Genomic DNA, 20,310 nt, shown 5'->3' with positions numbered 1-20,310 from the left:
CCTTCAATTCACCTGGCTGCGGTAGTCCAGCGGCAGCCACTGCCAGCCCTTGCCTTCCTGGCGCAGGCGGCCGATGCCGGGGAAGTTGAAGTGGCTCACCGCGACGAGACTGCCGTCCCTGGCCAGTTCGGCAAACACGCGGGCACGGCTCCTGGCGGCCTGGGGCTCGTCGCTGTCGAAGGCGATGGTCACCTCCGGCGAAGCAAGCTGCACGGAGGCGACGTGGATAAGGTCGCCCACGAGCACCAGGCGCTGGCCCTGGCTCTCCACCGCGTAGACCGCATGCCCGGCCGTGTGGCCAGGTGCGGCGAGGGCGCTGATGCCCGGCAGGATCTCGCCATCGCGCTCGAAGGGCTGGAATCGCCCCGCCTGCACATAGGGCGTCAGCGACGCCATCGCGCCCTGGAAGAAGCCCTTCCTCTCCTTGGGCGCAGCGTCCGCCTTGGCCTGTGACAGCCAATAGTCGGCATCGGCCTTGCTGCCATGCACCGTTGCGTTGGGGAACGCGCGCTCGCCGCCCGCCGCCAGGCCGCCGACATGGTCCGGGTGCATGTGGGTGATGAGGATGTCGTCGACCTGCTCGGGCTGGTAGCCCGCCGCGCGGATCTGCGCCACCAGCTTGCCCAGCGTCGGCCCGAACAGCGTGCCCGCGCCGGCGTCCACCAGCACGAGGCGGCTGCCGGTGTTGATCAACCAGGCATTGACCGAGGTCTCCAGCGGCGCCTGCTGGAAATGCTGCTTCAGGCCCTCGGCGACCCGCCCGGCCGGCGCGTGCAGGAGCTGGTCGACCGGCAGACCGACCGTGCCGTCGCTCAGCGACGTGACCTCGAAGCTGCCAAGCATCAGGCGGTACCAGCCGGGTGCCTGCGTCTTCTGCTGCGGCGCGGCGGCTTCGGCCGGCACGGGTAGGCTGGCGAAGGCCAGCCCGGCAAGCGCCAGCGCGGACACCAACGCCAGGCGGCCAAGAGCAGTGCGGCGATGGGGGGACGGAGCGGGGAAGGGATGGGAGGAAGTCATTTGCGGCTTTCGGTGAGAAGTTGGGTTCGTTCGCGAAACGGAGTGCATTGTTTTGTTTTGCGTTTCTCGGAACAATCATGTCCAACGCAAATGAAGTTTGCGAAATTCGCAAAGACTCAAGCCATGATCGAAGCCCTGGACACCTTCCTCGCCGTCGCCGCTCACGGCAGCTTCTCGGAGGTCGCGCGCCGCCAGGACGTCGCCGTGTCCTCGGTCACGCGCAAGATCGACGCGCTGGAGGTCGAGCTTGGCGCCAAGCTCTTCCACCGCAGCCCGCGCCGCCTGGCGCTGACCGACGCCGGCGAGCAGTTCCTGCCCCGGGCGCGCAACATCCTCGGTGAGTTGGCCGGCGCCAAGGAGGCCCTCCAGGCCGGCGACGGCGACCCGCGCGGCCTGCTGACGGTGACGGCGCCCACCGTGTTCGGCCGCCAGCATGTCGTCAGCGCGCTGGCCAGCTTTTTGCGGCGCTACCCGGACATCGAGGTTGACCTGCATCTCATCGACCAGGTCATCGACCTCTCCGAGCAGCGCATGGACGTCGCCATCCGCATCGGCCTGCTGCCCGACAGCGACCTGCGTGCCACGACGCTGGCGCCGGTGCGCCTGGTCACCTGCGCCAGCCCGGCCTACCTCGCCCGCGCCGGCCACCCGACCAGCCCGCTGGATCTGATGGAGCACGCCTGCATCACCGTCGCCACGCCCCCGGCGCCTGGCTTCGTCTGGCGCTACGCCGGCATCAACCGCAACCAGCCCCTGCCCGTGCGCGGCCCCTTACGCACCGACGACAAGGACGGCATGCTGCAAGCCGCCCTGCAAGGCCTGGGCGTGATCCACATCGCCACCTGGGTGGTGTGCAACCAGCTGCGCTCGGGCGAACTGATCGCCCTGTTTCCCGAGGAAGCCGCGGCGGCCGCCTCGCCCGGCATGCCGGCCATCCATGCCGTGCGCCTGCCGGGGCGCAGCCATGCGACAAAGGCCAGGCTGTTCATCGACCACTTGCGTGCCGAGATCGGCGAGACGCCGTGGTGGGACCGTCTGCTGCAGCCCGAGGCTGGCGCCTTGATGCGGACAACAAAAAACCCCTTACGCGTTGATTCGTAAGGGGTTTTTTGCGCTACCGGACGTGCCGGAAGCTGATTTGGTGGGCCCTGAGTGACTCGAACACTCGACCTACGGATTAAGAGTCCGCTGCTCTACCAACTGAGCTAAGAGCCCTGATTCAACTCGGCGTACCGCGCTGAGCCAGTGATTGTAGCGTTGATTCCGTCGAATCAGCACTGAAAAACCTGGTGGGACGTGCAGGATTCGAACCTGCGACCAACGGATTAAAAGTCCGCTGCTCTACCGACTGAGCTAACGTCCCGTGTCAAGCAGAGCCCGCCATTATAGGCAGGTTTTTCGGCACTCGACAAGAACTTTCATTCAAGCGCCGTCAAGCTGATTTGCGAAGCACATGCAGGCGCTGCAACTCCGCGGCGGCGCATAGCCCGAAGGTCGCCGTGACGGTGACGCTGGAGCCGTAGCCGTGACAATTCAGGCTGCCATCGACATCACAAGCGTCGCCCTCACCCTGCTGCGGCAGGTGCACGGGCTCGAGCGAGTAGACGCAGGCCACATCCAGCCTGCCCGTGCGCGGCGCGCCGTGATGCTTGCGCAGGCGTTGGCGCAGCGAGGCGAGCAGCGGGTCATGCGTCGTGGCACTGAGGTCGTCCAGTTGCACGCGATGCGGCTCGCGCTTGCCGCCGGCGGCGCCAACGGTGACGAAAGGCAGACCGCGTTCACGCGCCCAGGCGGCCAACGTGGCCTTGGCGCGGACCTGGTCGCAGCAGTCGATGAGGCCGTCGAACTGCGCATCGCCGATCAAGGCCGGCCAGTTGTCGGGCTCGACGAATTCCTCGATGACGCGCACGGCGCAGCCAGGGTGGATGTCGGCGATGCGAAGTCGCAGGGCTTCGGCCTTGGCCATGCCGACGGTCGAACCCAGGGCCTGGATCTGGCGGTTGATGTTGGATTCGGAGACCTGGTCAAGGTCGATCAGCGTCAGCTCGGCCGCGCCGCTGCGGGCCAGGGCCTCGACGGCCCAGGAGCCGACGCCACCCAGGCCCACGACCGCGAAACGTGCAGTGCGCAGGCGCTGATAGGCGGCGTCGCCATGCAGGCGGCGCAGGCCGCCGAAGCGACGCTCCAGATCAGCATCCTGCTGATCTGCGGCCATCACTTCAGGCTGGCCAGGCGCTCTTTGCCGGCTTGCGCGGCTTCAGTGCCGGGGTAGGCCTTGATGAGGTCTTCGATGCTGCGCCGCGCGGCCTTGTTGTCCTTCAGCTCGGCCTGGCAGTTGGCCAGCGCGAGCAGGGCTTCGGCGGCACGCGGGTGGTCCGGGTTGCCGGCGATGAAGGCCTTGAAGGTGGCGATCGCGTCTTTGTAGTCACGCTTGCCGTACTGGGCGTTGCCGAGCCAGAAGCGCACCGAGTCGGTGTAGCCGCTGGCGGGGTAGCGCTTGAGGAAGGCGTTCAGCGCGGCAACGGCCTCGGCGAAATCGCCGCGGCGCACGAGGCCGACGGCGGCGTCGTACTGACCGCGTTCATCGGGGGCGACCTGGAACTCACGGCCGTCCAGGGCCACCTTCTGCGGCTCCAGCGGCTTCAGGCGGGCGTCGACGGACTGCGTCTGATCGACCAGCTTGCGCTGGGTGTCGGACAGATCGCGAGCCAGTTGCTCGTTGGTGCCGCGCAGCTTGGCGACCTCGCCGCGCAGCCCGTCGAGCTGGCTGTTCAGCTCCAGCATGCTGCGGCGCAGGGGCTGGAGCTGATCCTGGACCAGCGTGTTGAGCTGCTCGGCGCGCTGCTTGGCAGCGTCGTCGTTGGCCTGGATCTTGGCGCGCAATTCCAGGATGGCCTTGCGGGCCTCGTCGTCCTCGAACAAGCCGGCGCGAGCCGGCTGCATGAAGGCCGCGCCTGCGGCGAGGGCCAGGAGCGTCAGTCGCATCAGGCGCAGGCCACGCATCACTTGTCCTTGAGCTCGACGCGGCGGTTCTTGGACCAGGCTTCCTCGGTGCTGCCTTGGGCGGCCGGGCGCTCCTTGCCGAAGCTGACAGCTTCAACCTGGGCTGCACCCACGCCGAGCAGCGTCAGCGACTTGGCAACGGCTTCGGCACGGCGCTGGCCGAGGGCCAGGTTGTACTCGCGGCCGCCGCGCTCGTCGGTGTTGCCTTCGAGGCTCAGCGCCAGCTTCTTGTTGTTGTTCAGACGCTTGGCATGCACGTCGATCAGCGGACGGTACTCTTCCTTGACGATGTCGCTGTCGAAGTCGAAGTAGACGACGCGCTTGCCCTGGACCTGCTGGTTGAGCTGCTCATCCAGGGTGATGGGCTTCACCTGGCTCTGCGGCACCACCGGGGTCGTGACTTGCTGCTGCGCCGGCGGGGGCGTCGTGGGCTGGGCAGTGACGACCGGCGCGGGCTCGTCCAGTTTGACGGTGGAGCCGCAACCAGCGAGGGCAGCAGCGGCAATCAGGGTGAGCGCGTAGCGGGTGATCTTCATTAGAGTGGTCTCCACAGACAGGGGGGCGAGGGAAAAGAGCGTTGCCGGCAGCACCGGCGGCCGGGCATTGTCCAACATGGTGCGAACTGTCAAGTTACGGGGATGTAAATGGGCCCCAAGTAGGTTCGCGAACCTCGGCCAGCGTGACCAGCAGAGGCGTCTTGATCTTGCCGTCCAGCGTGGTGGTCATCAGCACTTCCTTGCCGCCGGCGCGGCTCGCATACACGATGAGCTTGCCGTTGGGCGAGAACGCCGGGCTCTCGTCGTCGTTGGCTTCGCTGATCTGCTGTGACTGGCCGGTGCCGAGGTCCATCACGCTGAGGCGGAAGGCGCCGCCGGTGCGCGTGATGTAGGCCATGGTGCGGCCATCGGGGCTGATGGCCGGGCTGATGTTGTAGCCACCGCCGAAGGTGACGCGCTCGGCCGTGCCGCCGGTGGCCGGCATACGGTAGACCTGCGGGCCGCCGCCGCGGTCACTGACGAAGTAGATCTTGCTGCCATCGGGCGAGTAGCAGGCCTCGGTGTCGATGGCGCTGCTTTGCGCGATGCGGCGCACGCCGGAGCCGTCACGGTTGATGACGAAGAGCTGGGTGCCACCTTCACGCGACAGGCTAAGTGCGAGCTGCGAACCATCGGGCGACCAGGCCGGGGCGCTGTTGGTGCCCTTGAAGTCGGCCAGCACGCGGCGCGTGCCGGTCTGAACGTCCTGGATGCGCACGGTGGCCTTGCCGCTCTCGAAGCTGACGTAGGCCAGCTCGCGGCCATTGGGCGCCCAGGCGGGCGAGATGATGGGCTCGGGGCTGGTCAGCGCAACCTTGGCGCTCTCACCGTCGGCATCGGCGATGACGAGGCTGAAGCGGCGGCCGGCCTTGGTGACGTAGGCCATGCGCGTGGCGAACACGCCCTTCTCGCCGGTCAGCTTTTCGTAGACGACATCGGCGATGCGGTGGGCCGCGAGACGGGCGTCGTCCGGGTGCACCGCCTGGGCCTGGCCGATGATCTCGGCGCCCTTGACGACGTCCCAGAGCTTGAAGCGGATGTCCAGCCGGCCGTCGGCCAGCTTGTTGACCGAGCCGGCGACGAGACCGTCGGCCTGGCGGGCCTTCCATTCGGGAAAGACCGGGACGCTGGTTTCGCTGACGGCGCCAGGCGCATCGACGCTCTTGAACAGGCCGCTGCGCTCCAGGTCGGCGCGGATGATGGCGGCGATGGGCTGGGGCGACTTGGACTCGTCGCGGAAGTCGACGATGGCGACCGGGATGCGCGTGCCGCCGGTGCCGGCTATGTCGATACGGACCTGGGCCAGGGCCGGGGCGGCGCCGAGCGCGGCAGTGAGGGCAACAAGAGCCGCAAGGCTGCGGCGACGGGAAACTGATTCGAGCATGGCGCGCGATTTTGCCGCAGCCGCGCGAGTTGTAACGTCAGACAAGGCCTTGTCCGACGCAATCCCCACTACAACAGAACGATGTCGTAGTGCTCGGTCTGGTTGGTCGGCTCGGCGGTCAGCGAGATGGGCTTGCCGATGAAGTCCGACAGGCCGGCCAAGTGGGCGCTTTCTTCGTCCAGCATCATCTCGACGACGTTGGCCGCCGCGACGACGCGGAACTCGCGCGGCGAGAACTGGCGCGCCTCGCGCAGGATCTCGCGCAGGATGTCGTAGCAGACCGAGCGCGCCGTCTTCACCTGGCCGCGGCCCTCGCAGGTCGGGCAGGGTTCGCAAAGCATGCGCGACAGCGACTCGCGCGTGCGCTTGCGCGTCATCTCGACCAGGCCCAGCTGCGTGAAGCCGCCGACCGTGACCTTGGTGCGGTCCTTCCCGAGCTGCTTCTTGAACTCCGCCAGCACCGCCGTCTTGTGCTCCTCGCGGGTCATGTCGATGAAGTCCACGATGATGATGCCGCCCAGGTTGCGCAGGCGCAGTTGGCGGGCAATGGAGCCCGCCGCTTCAAGATTCGTCTTGAAGATGGTGTCGTCGAAGTTCTTGGCGCCGACGAAGCCACCGGTGTTGACGTCGACAGTCGTCATCGCTTCAGTCTGGTCGAAGACAAGGGACCCTCCCGACTTCAGCTCCACCTTGCGCATCAGCGCGCGGGCGATCTCGGCGTCGACATTGCACAGGTCGAAGATGGGCCGCTCGCCGCGGTAGTGCTCCAGCTTGGCCGTGGCAGCCGGCATGAATATCTCGCCGAACTCGCGCAGCACGTCGTACTGCATGCGCGAGTCGATACGGATGTGCGCGGTGCGCTCGTGGGTCAGGTCACGCAGCACGCGCTCGACCAGGCTCAGATCCTGGTGCAGCAGGTTGGCCGACGGCGTGGTGAGCGCCTTGTCGCGGATCTGGTGCCAGGTCTTGCGCAGGTAGGCGATGTCAGCAGCCAGCTCGTCGTCCGACGCATCTTCCGCATTCGTGCGCAGGATGAAGCCGCCACCACCGCCCTGTTCCTTCGTGCCCACCAGCGTCACCATGCGCGCGCGCAGCGCCTCGCGCGCCTCGGGCGAGCCGATCTTCTGGCTGATGCCGATGTGCTCGTCCTGCGGCAGGAAAACCAGCATCCGGCCGGCGATGCTGATCTGGCTGGACAGGCGCGCGCCCTTGGTGCCGATGGGGTCCTTGATGACCTGCACGGTCAGCGGCTGGCCTTCGAAGACCAGGCGCTCGATGGGCGTCGGTGGCACTTCGACACCATGGGCGTTCTGGTGCCGGCTGTGGCCGAACTGGCTGGCACTGTGCAGGTCGGCGACATGCAGGAAGGCCGCGCGCTCCAGGCCGATGTCGATGAAGGCCGACTGCATGCCGGGCAGCACGCGCACGACCTTGCCGAGGTAGACGTTGCCGACGAGGCCCCGCTCCAACGTGCGCTCTACGTGCAGTTCCTGCACCGCGCCGTTCTCGACCACGGCCACCCGCGTTTCCTGCGGAGACCAGTTGATCAGGATGTCTTCCATCGCGAACCTTTGAATGCTGACCTCTGCGCCCGGCAGGCGCAGATGTCAAAACTCAAAACCGAATTTGTCCAAGAGCGCGGCAGTCTCAAAGAGGGGCAACCCCATGATGCCCGTGTAGCTGCCGGCAATCTTCACGATCCAGGCCGCGGCCTGGCTCTGGATGGCATAAGCGCCGGCCTTGCCGAAGGGTTCGCGGCTGGCGATGTAGCGATCGATCTGGGCCGCAGAGAGCGGCGCGAACTCGACCTGGGACACGTTCAGCGTCGCCGCGCGCTGGTTGGCATCTGCCACGGCGACGGCCGTGATGACGCGGTGGCTGCGGCCGGATAGCAGCGTCAGGATGCGGCGCGCGTCGGCATCGTCCTCGGGCTTGCCGAGGATGAGGTCGTCCACGGCCACCGTCGTGTCGGCGCAGAGGATGGGCGCCGGTGGCAGGCCGCGCGCAGCCAGGCGTGTCAGGGCGGCGTCCAGCTTGGCGGCGGTGACGCGGGCGCAGTAGGTCTCGGGCAGTTCGCCGGCGTGCACGATCTCCAGCGCCTCGGCGTCCTCATCGGCGCCGGGCAGCAGCAGTTCGTGCGGGACGGCTATCTGCTCCAGCAGTTGGCGGCGGCGCGGGCTTTGCGAGGCGAGGTAGATGAAGGGCTTCATTCGCGGTGATACGGATGGCCGGTCGTCACGGTCCAGGCGCGGTACAGGCCCTCGGCCAGCAACACGCGGGCGAAGGCGTGCGGCAGCGTGAGGTCGGACAGGCGTAGCGTCTCGTCGGCCGTGGCCTTGAGGTCGGGGTGCAGGCCGTCAGGCCCGCCAATGATGAGGGCGGCGTCACGCCCCTCGCCCATCCAGAGCTTCAAACGCTCGGCCAGTTGAACGGAGGTGCGCCGCTCGCCGCGCTCGTCCAGGATGATGCGACGCACGCCTTTCGGCAACGCCGCCTCGATGCGCGCGGCTTCGGCGGCCATCAACTGCTCGGCCGTCTTGCTGCCGCGCGTCTCGGCCTTGACGGCCTTGAGTTCCAGCTTCAGTTCGGGCGGAAAACGCTTGGCGAAATCTTCGTAGGCCGTGTCAGCCCAGGCCGGCTGGCGCTGGCCGACAGCGACGAGGAACAGGCGCATCAGCCGCGCTTCGGAGCGGCCTTCTTGGCCGGAGCCTTCTTGGCGACGACCTTGCTCGTCGACGTCTTGGCAGGCGCCGCCTTCTTCACGCCGACCGTCGTCTTGACCGCGACCTTCTTGGCGGCAGGCTTCTTGGCTCCAGGCTTGGTCGCACCGACCGTGATGGTCTTGGCCGCCGGCGTCTTGGGGGCGACGGCACGGTGAGGCGCCTTCTTGGCCGCCGGCTTCTTGGCGGCGGGCGCAGCCTTCTTGGCCGGTGTGGCTTGCTTCACGCCCACCGAGCCCAAGGGCTTGCCTGACTTTTTCGCAGGCTTGGCAGAGGCGTCTTCCGACGCCTTCACCAGCTTGATCTCGCTAGACCCGAGCTTGAGCTTGACGGGTTTGTCGCCCCAGATTTCTTCGAGGCGGTAGTAGTCGCGGATGCTCGGCTGCATCACATGGACGACGGCGGCGCCGCAGTCGACGATGATCCATTCGCCGTTGTCCTCGCCCTCGGTGCGCATGACCTGCAGACCGCGGCCCTTGACCGTTTCACGCACGCTAGACGCGAGCGCTTTGGTCTGCCGGTTGCTGGTGCCGGAGGCAATGATGACGCGCTCGAACAGGGGCGACAGGTGCTCGGTGTTGAACACGACGATGTTCTGAGCCTTGACGTCCTCGAGACCATCGACGATGGCTCGTTGCAGCTTGCGAATGTCCATTCAGGGCTTCTTCTCGTAGAGACGATGCGAGTCAATATAGCTCGCGACGTCGGCGCCCACCAAGGGGCAAATATCGTCGCCGCGGGCGAGAGCCTCGCGCACGGCGGTGGATGAGATCGGGGTTTCGGGCAGATTCAGCACCTGCAGGCGGTGCGGCGGCATGCCGGGCGGCGTGACGACCGACTCGCCCGCGCGCGGCACCACGACAAGTGTGGCGAGCGCCGCCACGGCCTCGGCACGGTACCAGGTCGGCAGCCGGGCGTACTGATCCTGGCCGATGAGGAACATCAGCTCGGCACTGGGGAACTGCGCCTTGAATTCGTTCAGCGTGTCGGCCGTGAAGCTGGGGCCGCGGCGGTGCAGCTCGCGCTCGTCGACGGCAAAGCGGGGCTCGCCGCCCATCAGGCAGCGGATCATCGCGGCGCGATGCACGCCGGCGGCCATGACCTGGTCGGGCTTCTGCCACTGCCGGCCGGCGGGCAGCCACAGCAGGCGCTCGGGCGCCAGCGCCTCCAGCGCGAAGCGGGCAAAGGCCAGGTGGCCAAGGTGGGGCGGGTCAAAGCTGCCGCCGAAGAGTGCGATCTTCACAGCCAAAGTGCGGTTGGGGTTTCATCGGCCCAGTCGCGGGGCCGCAGGAAGTCGGTGTACAGGCGTGCCTCGGGCGTACCGGGCTCGGGTGCCCAGTCGTAGCGCCACTTCACCTGCGGCGGCATGGACATCAGGATGGACTCGGTGCGTCCGCCCGACTGCAGGCCGAACAGCGTGCCGCGGTCCCAGACAAGGTTGAACTCGACATAACGGCCTCGTCGGTAGGCCTGGAAGTCGCGCTCGCGCTCGCCGTAGGCATAGCCCTGGCGCCGCTCGACGATGGGCATATAGGCGCCCAGGAAGGCGTCGCCGACCGAGCGGATCAGCGCGAAGCCGCCATCGAAGCCACCGTCGGCATAGTCGTCCAGGAAGATGCCGCCTATGCCGCGCGGCTCCTGGCGGTGCTTCAGGAAGAAGTAGTCGTCGCACCAGGCCTTGAACTTCGGATGCAGCTCCGGCCCATGCGGCGCGAGCGCATCACGGCACACCCGGTGGAAGTGCTGGGCGTCGCGCTCGTAGCCGTAATAGGGCGTCAGGTCCATGCCGCCGCCAAACCAGGTCACGGCCGGGCCATCGGGCGGCAGGGCCGCGAACATGCGCACGTTCATGTGCACCGTCGGCACGAAGGGGTTGTGCGGGTGCATCACCAGCGACACGCCCATGGCCTCGAAGGGCGCGCCGGCCAGCTCGGGCCGGTGCTGCGTGGCCGAGGGCGGCAGCACGCGGCCCTTCACATGCGAGAAGTTGACGCCACCGCGCTCGAAGACGGCACCGCCCTCGATAAGGCGCGACAGGCCGTCGCCCTCCAGCCGGCCGCCGGGCTCGCGCGTCCAGCCGTCGCTGAGGAAGGCGTTGCCATCGGCCGCCTCCAGCGCGCTGACGATGCGCTGCTGAAGACCGAGCAGGTAGTCGCGGACGGCTTGCGAGTTCATGAGCGGGGACGGATGGGACTGGCCAGCTCGGGGCGCTTGCCTACGCGCCGGCCGAGGTAGTCGGCAAAGGCGGCGAAGTCGACCTGCGCGTCGCCCGTCAGGCGCACGAAGCGGGTCAGAGACACCACCTGCTCGCGGAAGTCGAAATAGCACAGGCCCACCGGCACGCCGGCCTGCACGGCCACCTGGTAGGCGCCGCTGCGCCAGCCGGTCGCAAGGGAGCGCGTGCCCTCGGGCGCGGCGGCCAGCCAGAAGCGCTCGCCACGCGCGGCGGCGGCCTGCATCTGGCTCACCGTGTCGGCAACGATGCCGTGGCGGTTGCGGCGGTCGATGGCGACGCCACCTATCCAGCGCATCCAGCGGCCGATCAGCGGCAGGCTGAAGAGGCTGTCCTTGGCCCAGAAGCGCAGCTCCAGGCCCAGCGTCCACTTGGCCATCAGGCCGATGACGAAGTCCCAGTTGGACGTGTGCGGATAGACCAGGATGACGCCCTGCTCGGCCGGCAGGCCCGGAGCGTCCACCGTCCAGCCGAACAGGCCCAGCACCCGGCGGGCCAGCCGGCTTTGGCGGCCGTGCGGATGCAGCGGCCCGGTCAGGACGAGGGGCGCAGTGCTCAACGCTTGATGGCGCGGTGGCCGATGTCGCTGCGGTATTGCCGGCCCGCGAACTGGATGCCTGAGGCCAGCTCGTAGGCGCTCTGCGCGGCCGTGCGGGCGGATTCACCGAGCGCCGTCACGCACAGCACGCGGCCGCCGCTGGTCAGCAGTTGGCCGTCGGCCTCGGTCGTGCCGGCGTGGAAGACCATGGCCTCGTCCTCATCGGCCGGCAGGCCGGTGATGGCATCGCCCTTGCGCGGGTTGAGCGGGTAGCCTTCGGCAGCCAGCACGACACCCAAGGCGACGCGGCGGTCCCATTGCAGTTCGACCTCGTCCAGCGTGCCGTCCGTCGCATGCATCAGCAGCTCGAACAGATCGCTCTTGAGCCGCATCATGATGGGCTGCGTCTCGGGGTCGCCCATGCGGGTGTTGAACTCGACGGTGCGCGGCTGGCCCAGCTCGTCGATCATCAGCCCGGCATAGAGGAAGCCGGTGAACGGGTGGCCGTCCTTGGCCATGCCGGTGATGGTGGGCTGGATGATCTCGTGCATGACCTTGGCATGCACATTGGGCGTGACAACCGGCGCGGGCGAGTAGGCGCCCATGCCGCCGGTGTTGGGGCCTTCGTCACCGTCGAGCAGGCGCTTGTGGTCCTGGCTGGTGGCGAGCGACACGACATGCTTGCCATCGCAGACGACGATGAAGCTGGCTTCCTCGCCGGTCAGGAAGTCCTCGATGACGACGCGCGCGCCACCGGCGTTGTGGGTCACACCGAGCTTGTTGTCCTCAAGAATCCACGAGATGGCCTCGTGGGCTTCTGCCAGCGTCATCGCCACGACGACGCCCTTGCCCGCCGCCAAGCCGTCGGCCTTGATGACGATGGGCGCGCCACGGCCGTCCACATAGGCGTGGGCGGCGGCCGGGTCGGTGAAGGTCTCGTAGGCCGCCGTCGGGATGCCGTGGCGCTTCATGAAGTCCTTGGCGAAGGCCTTGGAGCTTTCAAGCTGGGCAGCCGCCTTTGTGGGGCCAAAGATGCGCAGGCCACGCGAGCGGAACTCGTCGACGACGCCGGCAGCCAGCGCGGCCTCGGGGCCGACGACGGTCAGCGTGATCTTCTGTTCGACGGCGAAGTCGGCGAGCGCCTTCACGTCGGTGATGGGCACGTTCTCCAGCCGCTCGTCGCGCGCCGTGCCGCCGTTGCCGGGAGCGACGTAAACCTGGGCGACGCGTTCGGCCTGGGCCAGCTTCCAGGCCAGCGCGTGTTCGCGGCCGCCGTTGCCGATGACAAGGACTTTCATCAGCTGAGTTCCGCGTTGTGATAGACGGCCTGGGTATCGTCCAGGTCCTCAATGATGTCCAGCAACTTCTGCATGCGCTCGGCGTCCTCGCCGGTCAATTCGATGGTGTTCTCGGCGCGCATCGTCACTTCGGACAGCTCGGGCACCAGGCCAGCAGCTTCGAGCGCGGCCTTGACGGCTTCGTACTCGGCAGGCGAGGTCAGCACCTCGATGGCACCGTCGTCGCCGGTGATGACGTCTTCGGCGCCGGCTTCCAGCGCGACTTCCATGACCTTGTCTTCCGACGTGCCCGGCGCAAACAGCAGCTGGCCGACATGCTTGAACTGGAAGGCCACGGAGCCGTCCGTGCCCATGTTGCCGCCGTACTTGCTGAAGGCGTGGCGCACCTCGGCCACGGTGCGGACTTTGTTGTCCGTCATCGTGTCGATCATGACGGCCGCGCCGCCGATGCCATAGCCTTCGTAGCGGATTTCTTCATAGGTCAGGCCGTCGAGATTGCCGCTGGCCTTGTCGATGTTGTACTTGATGCGGTCGGCCGGCATGTTGGCGGCCTTGGCCAGGGCGACGGCCAGGCGCAGGCGCGGGTTGTCCTTGACGTCGGGGCCGCCCTGGCGCGCGGCGACGGTGATCTCACGGATGATGCGTGTCCAGATCTTGCCGCGCTTCTCGTCCTGGCGGCCTTTTCGGTGCTGGATATTGGCCCATTTGGAATGACCAGCCATGTGTTCGGCTCCTGGCGACCGCATCGAAGGCGGCCTGATTTATCGTTGGCAAGCTCGCGATTTTAGAGGACGCCCCATGACTGACCCCATCCTGCTGGCCCGCCACGGCGATATCGAGTGCCTGCTGCTGCCCGCGCTGGCCAATCGCCACGGCCTCATCACCGGTGCCACGGGCACCGGCAAGACCATCAGCCTGCAGACACTGGCCGAAAACTTTTCCCGCCTCGGCGTGCCTGTTTTCATGGCCGATGTGAAGGGCGACCTGACCGGCATCAGCCAGCCCGGCAACCCCAGCGAGAAGCTGCTGGCCGTGCTCAAGGACCGCGGCATCGACCCCCCCGAAAAGCTGGCCTGCCCCACGACGCTGTGGGACGTCTTCGGCGAGCAAGGCCACCCGGTGCGGGCGACCGTCTCGGACATGGGCCCGCTGCTGCTGGCCCGCATGCTGGCGCTCAACGAGACCCAGGCCGGCGTGCTGCAGATGGTGTTCAAGATCGCCGACGACAACGGCCTGCTGTTGCTGGACCTGAAGGACTTGCGCGCCATGCTGCAGCATGTGGGCGACAACGCGAGTCAGTTCACGACGCAGTACGGCAACGTGTCGGCCGCCAGCGTGGGCGCCATTCAGCGCGGCCTGCTGCAGATCGAGGCGCAGGGCGGGAGCAAGTTCTTCGGCGAGCCCATGCTGAACATCGCCGACTTCATGCAGACCGAGTCGGGGTTGGGCGTCATCAACATCCTGGCCGCCGACAAGCTGATGAACGCGCCGCGCCTTTACGCGACCTTCCTGCTGTGGATGCTGAGCGAGCTGTTCGAGACCCTGCCCGAGGTGGGCGACCTGGACAAGCCCAAGCTGGTGTTCTTCTTCGACGAGGCCCACCTGCTGTTCAAGGACGCGCCCGACGCGCTGGTCGAGCGCATCGAGCTGGTCGTGCGCCTGGTGCGCTCCAAGGGCGTCGGCGTCTATTTCGTCACCCAGAACCCGCTGGACATCCCCGACGCCGTGCTGGGCCAGCTCGGCAACCGCGTGCAGCATGCCTTGCGCGCCTTCACGCCGCGTGACCAGAAAGCGGTCAAAAGCGCGGCCGACACGATGCGCGCCAAGCCCGGGCTGGACATTGCCACCGCCATCACCGAGCTGGCCGTCGGCGAGGCGCTGGTCAGCCTGCTCGACGAAAAGGGCCGCCCCAGCATCACCGAACGCGTCTTCGTGCTGCCGCCGGGCAGCCAGATCGGCCCGATCAGCCTGCCGCAGCGGCAGGCCCTGCTGGCCAACTCGCTGGTGGCCGGTGTCTACGAGAAGCTGCTGGACCGCGAGTCGGCGTACGAGAAGCTGGCCGGCAAACCCGCAGCGCCTGCCGGCGGCAGCATCGCGACCGAGGGTGGCGCCGTGTTCAAGGGCGGCCCCGCCGCACCCGCGCCGGCCGAAGAAGGCGGCGGCATGCTGGGCGGGCTGAAGGACGTGCTGTTCGGCACCACCGGCCCGCGCGGCGGCCGGCACCCCGGCCTGGCCGAGGCGGCGGCGAAGTCGGCCGTGCGCAGCATCGGCTCGGCCGTGGGCCGCGAGATCATCCGCGGCGTGCTGGGCAGCATCCTGGGCGGCGGCGGCCGCCGGCGCTGAACCGGACCCGCTGGCGCCTCAACACGCCCGTCCGTCGCGGGCCGCTGGCGCTTGACGCCGGGCCGCATGATGCTGACCCCATGAAGCCCTTGCGCTCCCAATACAACTGGCGGCTCCACCTCTGCGGCACCATAGCCATCTGCGTCGTCGTCGGCCTGCTGAACTACCTGTTCCGTGGCGAGCGCTTCTGGCTGGGCATGCTGTACTCCTTCGCCATCGGCGTGCAGATCTCGGTCGGCGTGGCGCTGCTGCAGTCCGGGGTGGGCTATCTGCTGGTGCGCTGGCATGGCGACGTGTCCATCCTGCGGCGGGCCTGGGTGTCCTGGGGGCTGATGCTGCCCTGCCTGCTGATCGCGTCCGTGGCCGGCTACACGGGTGGCATCTGGCTGGCCGACGTCATCAGCGGTCAGCAGTCGCTCGCCCCGTGGGACGTGGGCGATCAGCGCGTCACGCGGTCCATCGCCTTCACGCTGCTGGCCGCCGTGCTCGGCTCGCTGGTGTTCTTCTGGGCCTTCAAGCTCAACGCGCTGAAGCTGGACCAGGCCGAGGCCCAGCGCCAGGCCGCCGAGGCGCGGCTGACGCTGCTGCAGAGCCAGCTGGAGCCGCACATGCTGTTCAACACGCTGGCCCATCTGCGCGTGCTGATCAAGCGGGAACCCGACGAAGCCCAGCGCATGCTGGACCGCCTGATCGACTACCTGCGCGCTACGCTGCAGGCCAGCCGCGCGACGGAGCACCCGTTGGCCGACGAGTTCGAGCGCCTGTCGGACTACCTCGCGCTGATGCAGCTGCGCATGGGTGAGCGCCTGCGCGTGCGCCTGGACCTGCCCGCCGAACTGAGCGGCATCGCCATCCCGCCGCTGCTGCTGCAGCCGCTGGTGGAGAACGCGATCAAGCACGGGCTGGAGCCTCATGTGGCCGGCGGCGAGCTGAGCGTGTCGGTCGCGCGCGCGGGCGGGCGGCTGGTGCTGGAGGTGGCGGACAACGGCGCCGGGCTGGCGACGGCGAACGAGCTGAGTGGCGTCGGCACCGGTTTCGGTTTGAGCCAGGTCCGCGAGCGCCTCGCCCATCGTTATGGCGATTCGGCGAGCTTTGCGCTGCAATCCCAACCCGGCGGCGGCAGCGTCGCTCGCATCGAGATCCCGTCATGACGACCGCCTTGATTGCCGAAGACGAGCCCCTTCTGGCCGACAACCTGCGCGCCGAGCTGGCCGTCGCCTGGCCCGCGCTGCAGGTCGTGGCCCAGGCCGGCAGCGGCACGGCGGCCGTGGAGCTGGCGCTGCGCCACCGGCCACAGGTCTGCTTCCTGGACATCCGCATGCCGGGCATGACCGGGCTGGAGGCCGCCCAGGCCATCGGCGAGGACTGGCCCGAGGATGCAGGCGCCCTGCCCTTGTTCGTCTTCGTGACCGCCTATGACCAGTACGCGCTGCAGGCCTTTGACGCGGCGGCGGCCGACTATCTGCTCAAGCCCGTCACGCCCGAACGCCTGGCGCAGAGCGTGTCTCGGCTGCAGGCCCGCCTGTCCCAGCCGACAGCAGAAGACACCACGCTGGCCACGCTGCGTCAGTTGCTGACGCAGGCCGTCCCAGCACCACGTTTGCGCCACTTGCAGGCCGCCGTGGGCGACACCATCGAGCTGGTGCCGGTGGACGACATCGTCTACCTGGAAGCCGCCGACAAATACGTGCGCGCCGTGACGGCCGAGCGCGACTACTGGGTGCGCATGTCGCTGCGCGAGCTGGCCCCGCAGCTGGACCCGGCGCGCTTCTGGCAGGTGCACCGCAGCACCATCGTCCACATCGACGCCGTCGCCCGAGCCCAGCGACTGGAGAACGGCACCGTGCTGCTGGAACTGCGCCAGCGGCCGGAGAAGCTGACCGTGAGCAGAGTGCACGCAAATCGTTTCAAAGCCCTCTGACTCGCGGTAGCAAGGAAACGATGCAAACCGTATAAACGGTTTTCATCGTTATGAACCACAAACCCAAACCCGCCCCCGAAGAACGCCTGAAGCTCGTACGCGACGGCTTCACCATGCCCGAGGCGGACTACGCCTTGATCGCCGAGCTCAAGCACCGCCTGCACGCCGCGCACCGCGAGGCCAAGAAGAGCGAGTTGCTGCGCGCCGGGTTGCAGGCGCTGGCCCTGCTAGCGCCCAAGGACCTGGCCGCCGCGCTGGACCGGCTGGCGCCGGTGAAGACCGGCCGCCCACCCAAGAAGACCGAAGCACCATGAACGACACGACGACGCTGCATTGGTGGACCCTGCTGTGCGCCATCGCCGGCCTGAACCTGATTGCCTGGACGGCCTCCACCGCCTGGCTGCACCGCCACCGCCCTGACGGCACGACCTGGCCCCACCAGCGCCTGCAACTGCTGCTGTCGGCGCTGTACGTGCTGGGCTGCGGCTACCGCTGCTTCCTGCCGGTGTTCGACGTGCCGCGCGTCGTCATGGTCGACTCCTGGGCATCCAGCGTCATCGTCGGTCGCACGGTGGCCACCATCGCCGAGCTGAGCTTTGCCGCGCAATGGGCCTTGCTGCTGCGCGGCGCCGCGCTGACGACCGGGCACCGCTTCAGCGGCTGGGTGGCGCATGCCATCGTGCCCATGATCGCCATCGCCGAGTTGCACTCCTGGTATGCCGTGCTGACGACACGCAACATCGGCCACGTCGTCGAAGAGACGCTGTGGGGCACGGCTGCCGTGCTCAGCGTGTTGGCGATGTTGGCCATGTGGCCGCAGGCGAGCACGCGCGGCCGCCGCTGGCTGGGCGTGGCCATCGTGGCGGGCACGCTGTATGCGGCCTATATGTTCGCGGTCGACGTGCCCATGTACTGGGCGCGCTGGCTGGCCGACGAAGCGGCTGGCCGCATGTATCCGACCGTGGCCGCCGGCATTGCCGACGCCTCAGGCCGTTGGACCGTCTCGCACGACTGGGCGCACTGGCGCAGCGAGGTGGTGTGGATGACGCTGTACTTCAGCGTCGCCGTCTGGATCAGCATCGCGCTGGCCCACGTGAAGCTGCCATTGCGGCTGGAGCGTCGTCCTTAGAATCGGCGCCACACGGGCCTGGAACACGGCCCGCTTCCATTTCCAGAGCCGACGATGAGCAACCCCGCCGCACCCGCTGCCCCCGCGACGAACTTCCTGCGCCAGCGCATCGAGCAAGACCTCGAATCTGGCGCCTTCAGCGGCCGCCGTTTTGGCGGCACGCCGGGCGATGCCGCCCACCACGCCGCCGGCCCGCTGGACGAGGCGCGCATCCGCACCCGCTTCCCGCCCGAGCCCAACGGCTATCTGCACATCGGCCACGCCAAGAGCATCTGCCTGAACTTCGGCCTGGCGCGCGACTACGGCGGTGCCTGCCACCTGCGCTTCGACGACACCAACCCCGAGAAGGAGGAGCTGGAATACGTCAACGCCATCAAGGAAATGGTGCAGTGGCTGGGCTGGAGTTGGGGCGACAACCTGTTCGAGGCCAGCAGCTACTTCGACTTCATGTACGCCGCTGCCGAGGCCCTCATCAACGCCGGCCACGCCTATGTGGACGAGCAGAGCGCCGAGGACATGCGCGCCAACCGCGGCGACTTCGGCCGGCCGGGCGTCAACAGCCCCTTCCGCAGCCGCACGTCGGCAGAGAACCTGATCCGGTTCCGCGAGATGCGCGACGGCCAGCATCCTGACGGCGCCATGGTGCTGCGTGCCAAGATCGACATGGCCTCGCCCAACATCAACCTGCGCGACCCGACGCTTTACCGCATCAAGCATGCGGAGCATCACGCGACCGGCAACAAGTGGTGCATCTACCCGATGTACACCTACGCCCACCCCATCGAGGACGCGCTGGAGCGCATCACGCACAGCATCTGCACGCTGGAGTTCGAAGACCAGCGCCCGTTCTACGACTGGCTGTTGAACCAGCTCGCCGACCTGGGCCTGCTGGCCCGGCCGCTGCCGCAGCAGATCGAGTTCGGCCGCCTGAACCTGAACTACGTCGTCACGAGCAAGCGCAAGCTGCGCCAGTTGGTGGAAGAGAACCACGTCAGCGGCTGGGACGACCCGCGCATGCCGACGCTGGTGGGCCTGCGCCGCCGCGGCTTCACGCCGGCCAGCGTGCGCGCGATGGTGGAAGCCACCGGCGCCAGCAAGCAGAACGCCTGGATCGACGACACCGTGCTCGACCAGGCCCTGCGCGCCGACCTGGAGCCGCAGGCGCCGCGCGCCTTTGCCGTGCTGCAGCCCCTCAAGCTCAAGCTGACGAACTACGCCGAGGTCTTTGGTTCTACCGACCACCGCGAGCCCTGCGAAACCTCAGCCCATCCGCACAAGCCGGAGCTGGGCCTGCGCAAGTTCTCGCTCGGCCCCGAGCTGTGGATCGAAGCCGAGGACTTTGTCGAAGTGCCGCCCAAGGGCTACTTCCGACTGTTCCCTGGCAACAAGGTGCGCCTGAAGGCCGGCTACATCATCGAGTGCACCGGCGCCGAGAAGGATGCCGACGGCAAGGTCACCGCTGCGCTGGCCACCCTCGTTCCCGACACCAAGAGCGGCACGCCGGGTGCGGATGCGGTCAAGGTCAAGGGCACCATCGGCTGGGTCGGCGCCCACGAAGCCGTCGCCGCCGAGGTGCGCCTGTACGAGCGCCTGTTCGCCGAGGCCCAGCCCGATGCCGGCGGCCGCGACTTCGTCGAGTTCCTGAACCCCAACTCGCTGCGGGTCGTGCAGGGCTTTGTCGAGCCCTCACTGGCCGACGCCGCGGCAGACCAGCGCTGGCAATTCGAACGTCACGGCTATTTCGTGACCGACCGGGTGGACCATCAGGCGGACAAGCCGGTGTTCAACAAGATCACCGGGTTGAAAGACAGCTTCACGAAGTAGTCAGACGCGGCGGACCGTCGGGCTGGCGTAATCGCGGCCCACAACGGCGCGGGCAAACAGGTAGTTCTGCAGCGCCTTGTCGCTCAGCGAGTCCAGCCGCACACCACCGCAGGCGTCGCACGGGAAGGCCAAGGCGCGGCCGGTCTGGAACAGGGACTCGAAGCGCAGCTCGTAGTCATCGGTCATCAGGGGCATGGGGCGTGAGTTCATGGGGCACCTCGTCTTGATTCCAGACTAGGCGCCGCATCGGCCCGCCGCGCGTGCATACGTCGCGGCTCAGGCCGCCACCCCCTGCAGTGGGTGCCCTGCGCGCCAAGATGTCACAGACCTAGGAGCCTGCGCGGCAGTGGGCATAGCCCGCGCC

The 20,310-nt window shown here is 67.9% G+C and carries 22 protein-coding genes and 2 tRNA genes; 7 read left to right on the top strand and 17 right to left on the bottom strand.

The window, feature by feature from the left end:
- Nucleotides 1–3 precede the first annotated feature (3 nt).
- Nucleotides 4–1,017 carry an MBL fold metallo-hydrolase gene (locus ACXRVZ_RS08630; RefSeq protein ID WP_457424329.1) on the bottom strand — a complete coding sequence of 338 codons (1,014 nt, stop codon included), beginning with the start codon at nucleotides 1,015–1,017 and terminating at the stop codon, nucleotides 4–6.
- Between the two features lie 123 nt (nucleotides 1,018–1,140).
- Between ACXRVZ_RS08630 and ACXRVZ_RS08625 the strand changes: the two genes are divergently transcribed.
- Nucleotides 1,141–2,118: a LysR substrate-binding domain-containing protein gene (locus ACXRVZ_RS08625; RefSeq protein ID WP_457424331.1), complete on the top strand. Its 978-nt coding sequence runs from the start codon at nucleotides 1,141–1,143 to the stop codon at nucleotides 2,116–2,118.
- A gap of 38 nt (nucleotides 2,119–2,156) precedes the next feature.
- Here the strand turns inward: ACXRVZ_RS08625 and ACXRVZ_RS08620 are convergent.
- From ACXRVZ_RS08620 to ACXRVZ_RS08550, 15 genes are all read right to left on the bottom strand, one after another.
- A tRNA-Lys gene (locus tag ACXRVZ_RS08620) sits at nucleotides 2,157–2,232 on the bottom strand.
- 72 nt (nucleotides 2,233–2,304) lie between these two features.
- Nucleotides 2,305–2,380: transfer RNA gene (locus ACXRVZ_RS08615), tRNA-Lys, on the bottom strand.
- Between the two features lie 69 nt (nucleotides 2,381–2,449).
- Complete coding sequence (locus ACXRVZ_RS08610; RefSeq protein WP_457424333.1) at nucleotides 2,450–3,232, bottom strand: tRNA threonylcarbamoyladenosine dehydratase; 783 nt, start codon at nucleotides 3,230–3,232, stop codon at nucleotides 2,450–2,452.
- Nucleotides 3,232–4,002, bottom strand: coding sequence for a tol-pal system protein YbgF (ybgF, locus tag ACXRVZ_RS08605; protein WP_458232292.1), 771 nt, complete (start codon nucleotides 4,000–4,002; stop codon nucleotides 3,232–3,234). The genes ACXRVZ_RS08610 and ybgF overlap by 1 nt, the downstream gene beginning before the upstream one ends.
- Before the next feature lie 17 nt (nucleotides 4,003–4,019).
- Nucleotides 4,020–4,556, bottom strand: a complete 537-nt coding sequence (pal, locus tag ACXRVZ_RS08600; protein ID WP_457424337.1) for a peptidoglycan-associated lipoprotein Pal — start codon at nucleotides 4,554–4,556, stop codon at nucleotides 4,020–4,022.
- A gap of 94 nt (nucleotides 4,557–4,650) precedes the next feature.
- Entirely contained in the window at nucleotides 4,651–5,940 is a 1,290-nt protein-coding gene (tolB, locus tag ACXRVZ_RS08595) for a Tol-Pal system beta propeller repeat protein TolB (protein ID WP_457424339.1), read from the bottom strand.
- Nucleotides 5,941–6,008: 68 nt separating this feature from the next.
- Entirely contained in the window at nucleotides 6,009–7,502 is a 1,494-nt protein-coding gene (rng, locus tag ACXRVZ_RS08590; protein WP_457424341.1) for a ribonuclease G, read from the bottom strand.
- Nucleotides 7,503–7,547: 45 nt separating this feature from the next.
- Entirely contained in the window at nucleotides 7,548–8,150 is a 603-nt protein-coding gene (locus ACXRVZ_RS08585; RefSeq protein WP_457424343.1) for a Maf family protein, read from the bottom strand.
- On the bottom strand, nucleotides 8,147–8,614 hold the full coding sequence (gene rlmH / locus ACXRVZ_RS08580) for a 23S rRNA (pseudouridine(1915)-N(3))-methyltransferase RlmH (protein WP_056198982.1): 468 nt from the start codon (nucleotides 8,612–8,614) through the stop codon (nucleotides 8,147–8,149). The genes ACXRVZ_RS08585 and rlmH overlap by 4 nt, the downstream gene beginning before the upstream one ends.
- Nucleotides 8,614–9,315: a ribosome silencing factor gene (gene rsfS / locus ACXRVZ_RS08575; RefSeq protein ID WP_457424345.1), complete on the bottom strand. Its 702-nt coding sequence runs from the start codon at nucleotides 9,313–9,315 to the stop codon at nucleotides 8,614–8,616. The genes rlmH and rsfS overlap by 1 nt, the downstream gene beginning before the upstream one ends.
- Entirely contained in the window at nucleotides 9,316–9,903 is a 588-nt protein-coding gene (gene nadD / locus ACXRVZ_RS08570) for a nicotinate (nicotinamide) nucleotide adenylyltransferase (protein WP_457424347.1), read from the bottom strand.
- Entirely contained in the window at nucleotides 9,900–10,835 is a 936-nt protein-coding gene (gene hemF, locus ACXRVZ_RS08565) for an oxygen-dependent coproporphyrinogen oxidase (protein ID WP_457424349.1), read from the bottom strand. The genes nadD and hemF overlap by 4 nt, the downstream gene beginning before the upstream one ends.
- Entirely contained in the window at nucleotides 10,832–11,452 is a 621-nt protein-coding gene (locus tag ACXRVZ_RS08560; RefSeq protein WP_457424351.1) for a 1-acyl-sn-glycerol-3-phosphate acyltransferase, read from the bottom strand. The genes hemF and ACXRVZ_RS08560 overlap by 4 nt, the downstream gene beginning before the upstream one ends.
- Nucleotides 11,449–12,729 carry a phosphoribosylamine--glycine ligase gene (gene purD / locus ACXRVZ_RS08555; protein WP_458232291.1) on the bottom strand — a complete coding sequence of 427 codons (1,281 nt, stop codon included), beginning with the start codon at nucleotides 12,727–12,729 and terminating at the stop codon, nucleotides 11,449–11,451. The genes ACXRVZ_RS08560 and purD overlap by 4 nt, the downstream gene beginning before the upstream one ends.
- A complete protein-coding gene (locus tag ACXRVZ_RS08550) occupies nucleotides 12,729–13,451 on the bottom strand; it encodes a YebC/PmpR family DNA-binding transcriptional regulator (protein WP_457424355.1) in 723 nt (240 codons plus the stop codon). Before ACXRVZ_RS08550 ends, purD begins: the two co-directional genes overlap by 1 nt.
- 76 nt (nucleotides 13,452–13,527) lie before the next feature.
- Here ACXRVZ_RS08550 and ACXRVZ_RS08545 point away from each other — a divergent pair, with 76 nt between their 5' ends.
- The 6 genes from ACXRVZ_RS08545 to ACXRVZ_RS08520 all read left to right on the top strand — a co-directional run bounded on the left by ACXRVZ_RS08545 (nucleotide 13,528) and on the right by ACXRVZ_RS08520 (nucleotide 19,946).
- Nucleotides 13,528–15,072 (top strand): helicase HerA-like domain-containing protein, encoded by a 1,545-nt coding sequence (locus ACXRVZ_RS08545; RefSeq protein ID WP_457424357.1) that lies wholly within the window; start codon nucleotides 13,528–13,530, stop codon nucleotides 15,070–15,072.
- An 80-nt stretch (nucleotides 15,073–15,152) separates the two neighbouring features.
- Nucleotides 15,153–16,223: a sensor histidine kinase gene (locus ACXRVZ_RS08540; protein ID WP_457424359.1), complete on the top strand. Its 1,071-nt coding sequence runs from the start codon at nucleotides 15,153–15,155 to the stop codon at nucleotides 16,221–16,223.
- Nucleotides 16,220–16,993, top strand: coding sequence for a LytR/AlgR family response regulator transcription factor (locus ACXRVZ_RS08535; protein ID WP_457424361.1), 774 nt, complete (start codon nucleotides 16,220–16,222; stop codon nucleotides 16,991–16,993). The genes ACXRVZ_RS08540 and ACXRVZ_RS08535 overlap by 4 nt, the downstream gene beginning before the upstream one ends.
- Before the next feature lie 50 nt (nucleotides 16,994–17,043).
- Nucleotides 17,044–17,307 (top strand): hypothetical protein, encoded by a 264-nt coding sequence (locus ACXRVZ_RS08530; protein WP_457424363.1) that lies wholly within the window; start codon nucleotides 17,044–17,046, stop codon nucleotides 17,305–17,307.
- Nucleotides 17,304–18,122 carry a hypothetical protein gene (locus tag ACXRVZ_RS08525; RefSeq protein WP_457424365.1) on the top strand — a complete coding sequence of 273 codons (819 nt, stop codon included), beginning with the start codon at nucleotides 17,304–17,306 and terminating at the stop codon, nucleotides 18,120–18,122. The genes ACXRVZ_RS08530 and ACXRVZ_RS08525 overlap by 4 nt, the downstream gene beginning before the upstream one ends.
- Nucleotides 18,123–18,176: 54 nt before the next feature.
- Nucleotides 18,177–19,946, top strand: coding sequence for a glutamine--tRNA ligase/YqeY domain fusion protein (locus ACXRVZ_RS08520; RefSeq protein ID WP_457424367.1), 1,770 nt, complete (start codon nucleotides 18,177–18,179; stop codon nucleotides 19,944–19,946).
- Here the strand turns inward: ACXRVZ_RS08520 and ACXRVZ_RS08515 are convergent, their stop codons facing one another.
- Nucleotides 19,947–20,156, bottom strand: coding sequence for a hypothetical protein (locus ACXRVZ_RS08515; RefSeq protein WP_457424369.1), 210 nt, complete (start codon nucleotides 20,154–20,156; stop codon nucleotides 19,947–19,949).
- Nucleotides 20,157–20,310 lie beyond the last annotated feature (154 nt).

The organism is Roseateles sp. P5_E8, assembly GCF_054177665.1.
Note: the sequence above shows the minus strand (reverse complement) of the source record. Positions and strands in the feature narration are given on the sequence as shown.

Excerpts from the sequence above, each read along its gene's own strand:
- ACXRVZ_RS08630 (WP_457424329.1), bottom strand. The coding sequence starts at position 1,017 with ATGACTTCCTCCCATCCCTTCCCCGCTCCGTCCCCCCATCGCCGCACT.
- ACXRVZ_RS08625 (WP_457424331.1), top strand. The coding sequence starts at position 1,141 with ATGATCGAAGCCCTGGACACCTTCCTCGCCGTCGCCGCTCACGGCAGC.
- ACXRVZ_RS08610 (WP_457424333.1), bottom strand. The coding sequence starts at position 3,232 with ATGGCCGCAGATCAGCAGGATGCTGATCTGGAGCGTCGCTTCGGCGGC.
- ybgF (WP_458232292.1), bottom strand. The coding sequence starts at position 4,002 with ATGCGACTGACGCTCCTGGCCCTCGCCGCAGGCGCGGCCTTCATGCAG.
- pal (WP_457424337.1), bottom strand. The coding sequence starts at position 4,556 with ATGAAGATCACCCGCTACGCGCTCACCCTGATTGCCGCTGCTGCCCTC.
- tolB (WP_457424339.1), bottom strand. The coding sequence starts at position 5,940 with ATGCTCGAATCAGTTTCCCGTCGCCGCAGCCTTGCGGCTCTTGTTGCC.
- rng (WP_457424341.1), bottom strand. The coding sequence starts at position 7,502 with ATGGAAGACATCCTGATCAACTGGTCTCCGCAGGAAACGCGGGTGGCC.
- ACXRVZ_RS08585 (WP_457424343.1), bottom strand. The coding sequence starts at position 8,150 with ATGAAGCCCTTCATCTACCTCGCCTCGCAAAGCCCGCGCCGCCGCCAA.
- rlmH (WP_056198982.1), bottom strand. The coding sequence starts at position 8,614 with ATGCGCCTGTTCCTCGTCGCTGTCGGCCAGCGCCAGCCGGCCTGGGCT.
- rsfS (WP_457424345.1), bottom strand. The coding sequence starts at position 9,315 with ATGGACATTCGCAAGCTGCAACGAGCCATCGTCGATGGTCTCGAGGAC.
- hemF (WP_457424349.1), bottom strand. The coding sequence starts at position 10,835 with ATGAACTCGCAAGCCGTCCGCGACTACCTGCTCGGTCTTCAGCAGCGC.
- purD (WP_458232291.1), bottom strand. The coding sequence starts at position 12,729 with ATGAAAGTCCTTGTCATCGGCAACGGCGGCCGCGAACACGCGCTGGCC.
- ACXRVZ_RS08550 (WP_457424355.1), bottom strand. The coding sequence starts at position 13,451 with ATGGCTGGTCATTCCAAATGGGCCAATATCCAGCACCGAAAAGGCCGC.
- ACXRVZ_RS08545 (WP_457424357.1), top strand. The coding sequence starts at position 13,528 with ATGACTGACCCCATCCTGCTGGCCCGCCACGGCGATATCGAGTGCCTG.
- ACXRVZ_RS08540 (WP_457424359.1), top strand. The coding sequence starts at position 15,153 with ATGAAGCCCTTGCGCTCCCAATACAACTGGCGGCTCCACCTCTGCGGC.
- ACXRVZ_RS08535 (WP_457424361.1), top strand. The coding sequence starts at position 16,220 with ATGACGACCGCCTTGATTGCCGAAGACGAGCCCCTTCTGGCCGACAAC.
- ACXRVZ_RS08530 (WP_457424363.1), top strand. The coding sequence starts at position 17,044 with ATGAACCACAAACCCAAACCCGCCCCCGAAGAACGCCTGAAGCTCGTA.
- ACXRVZ_RS08525 (WP_457424365.1), top strand. The coding sequence starts at position 17,304 with ATGAACGACACGACGACGCTGCATTGGTGGACCCTGCTGTGCGCCATC.
- ACXRVZ_RS08520 (WP_457424367.1), top strand. The coding sequence starts at position 18,177 with ATGAGCAACCCCGCCGCACCCGCTGCCCCCGCGACGAACTTCCTGCGC.
- ACXRVZ_RS08515 (WP_457424369.1), bottom strand. The coding sequence starts at position 20,156 with ATGAACTCACGCCCCATGCCCCTGATGACCGATGACTACGAGCTGCGC.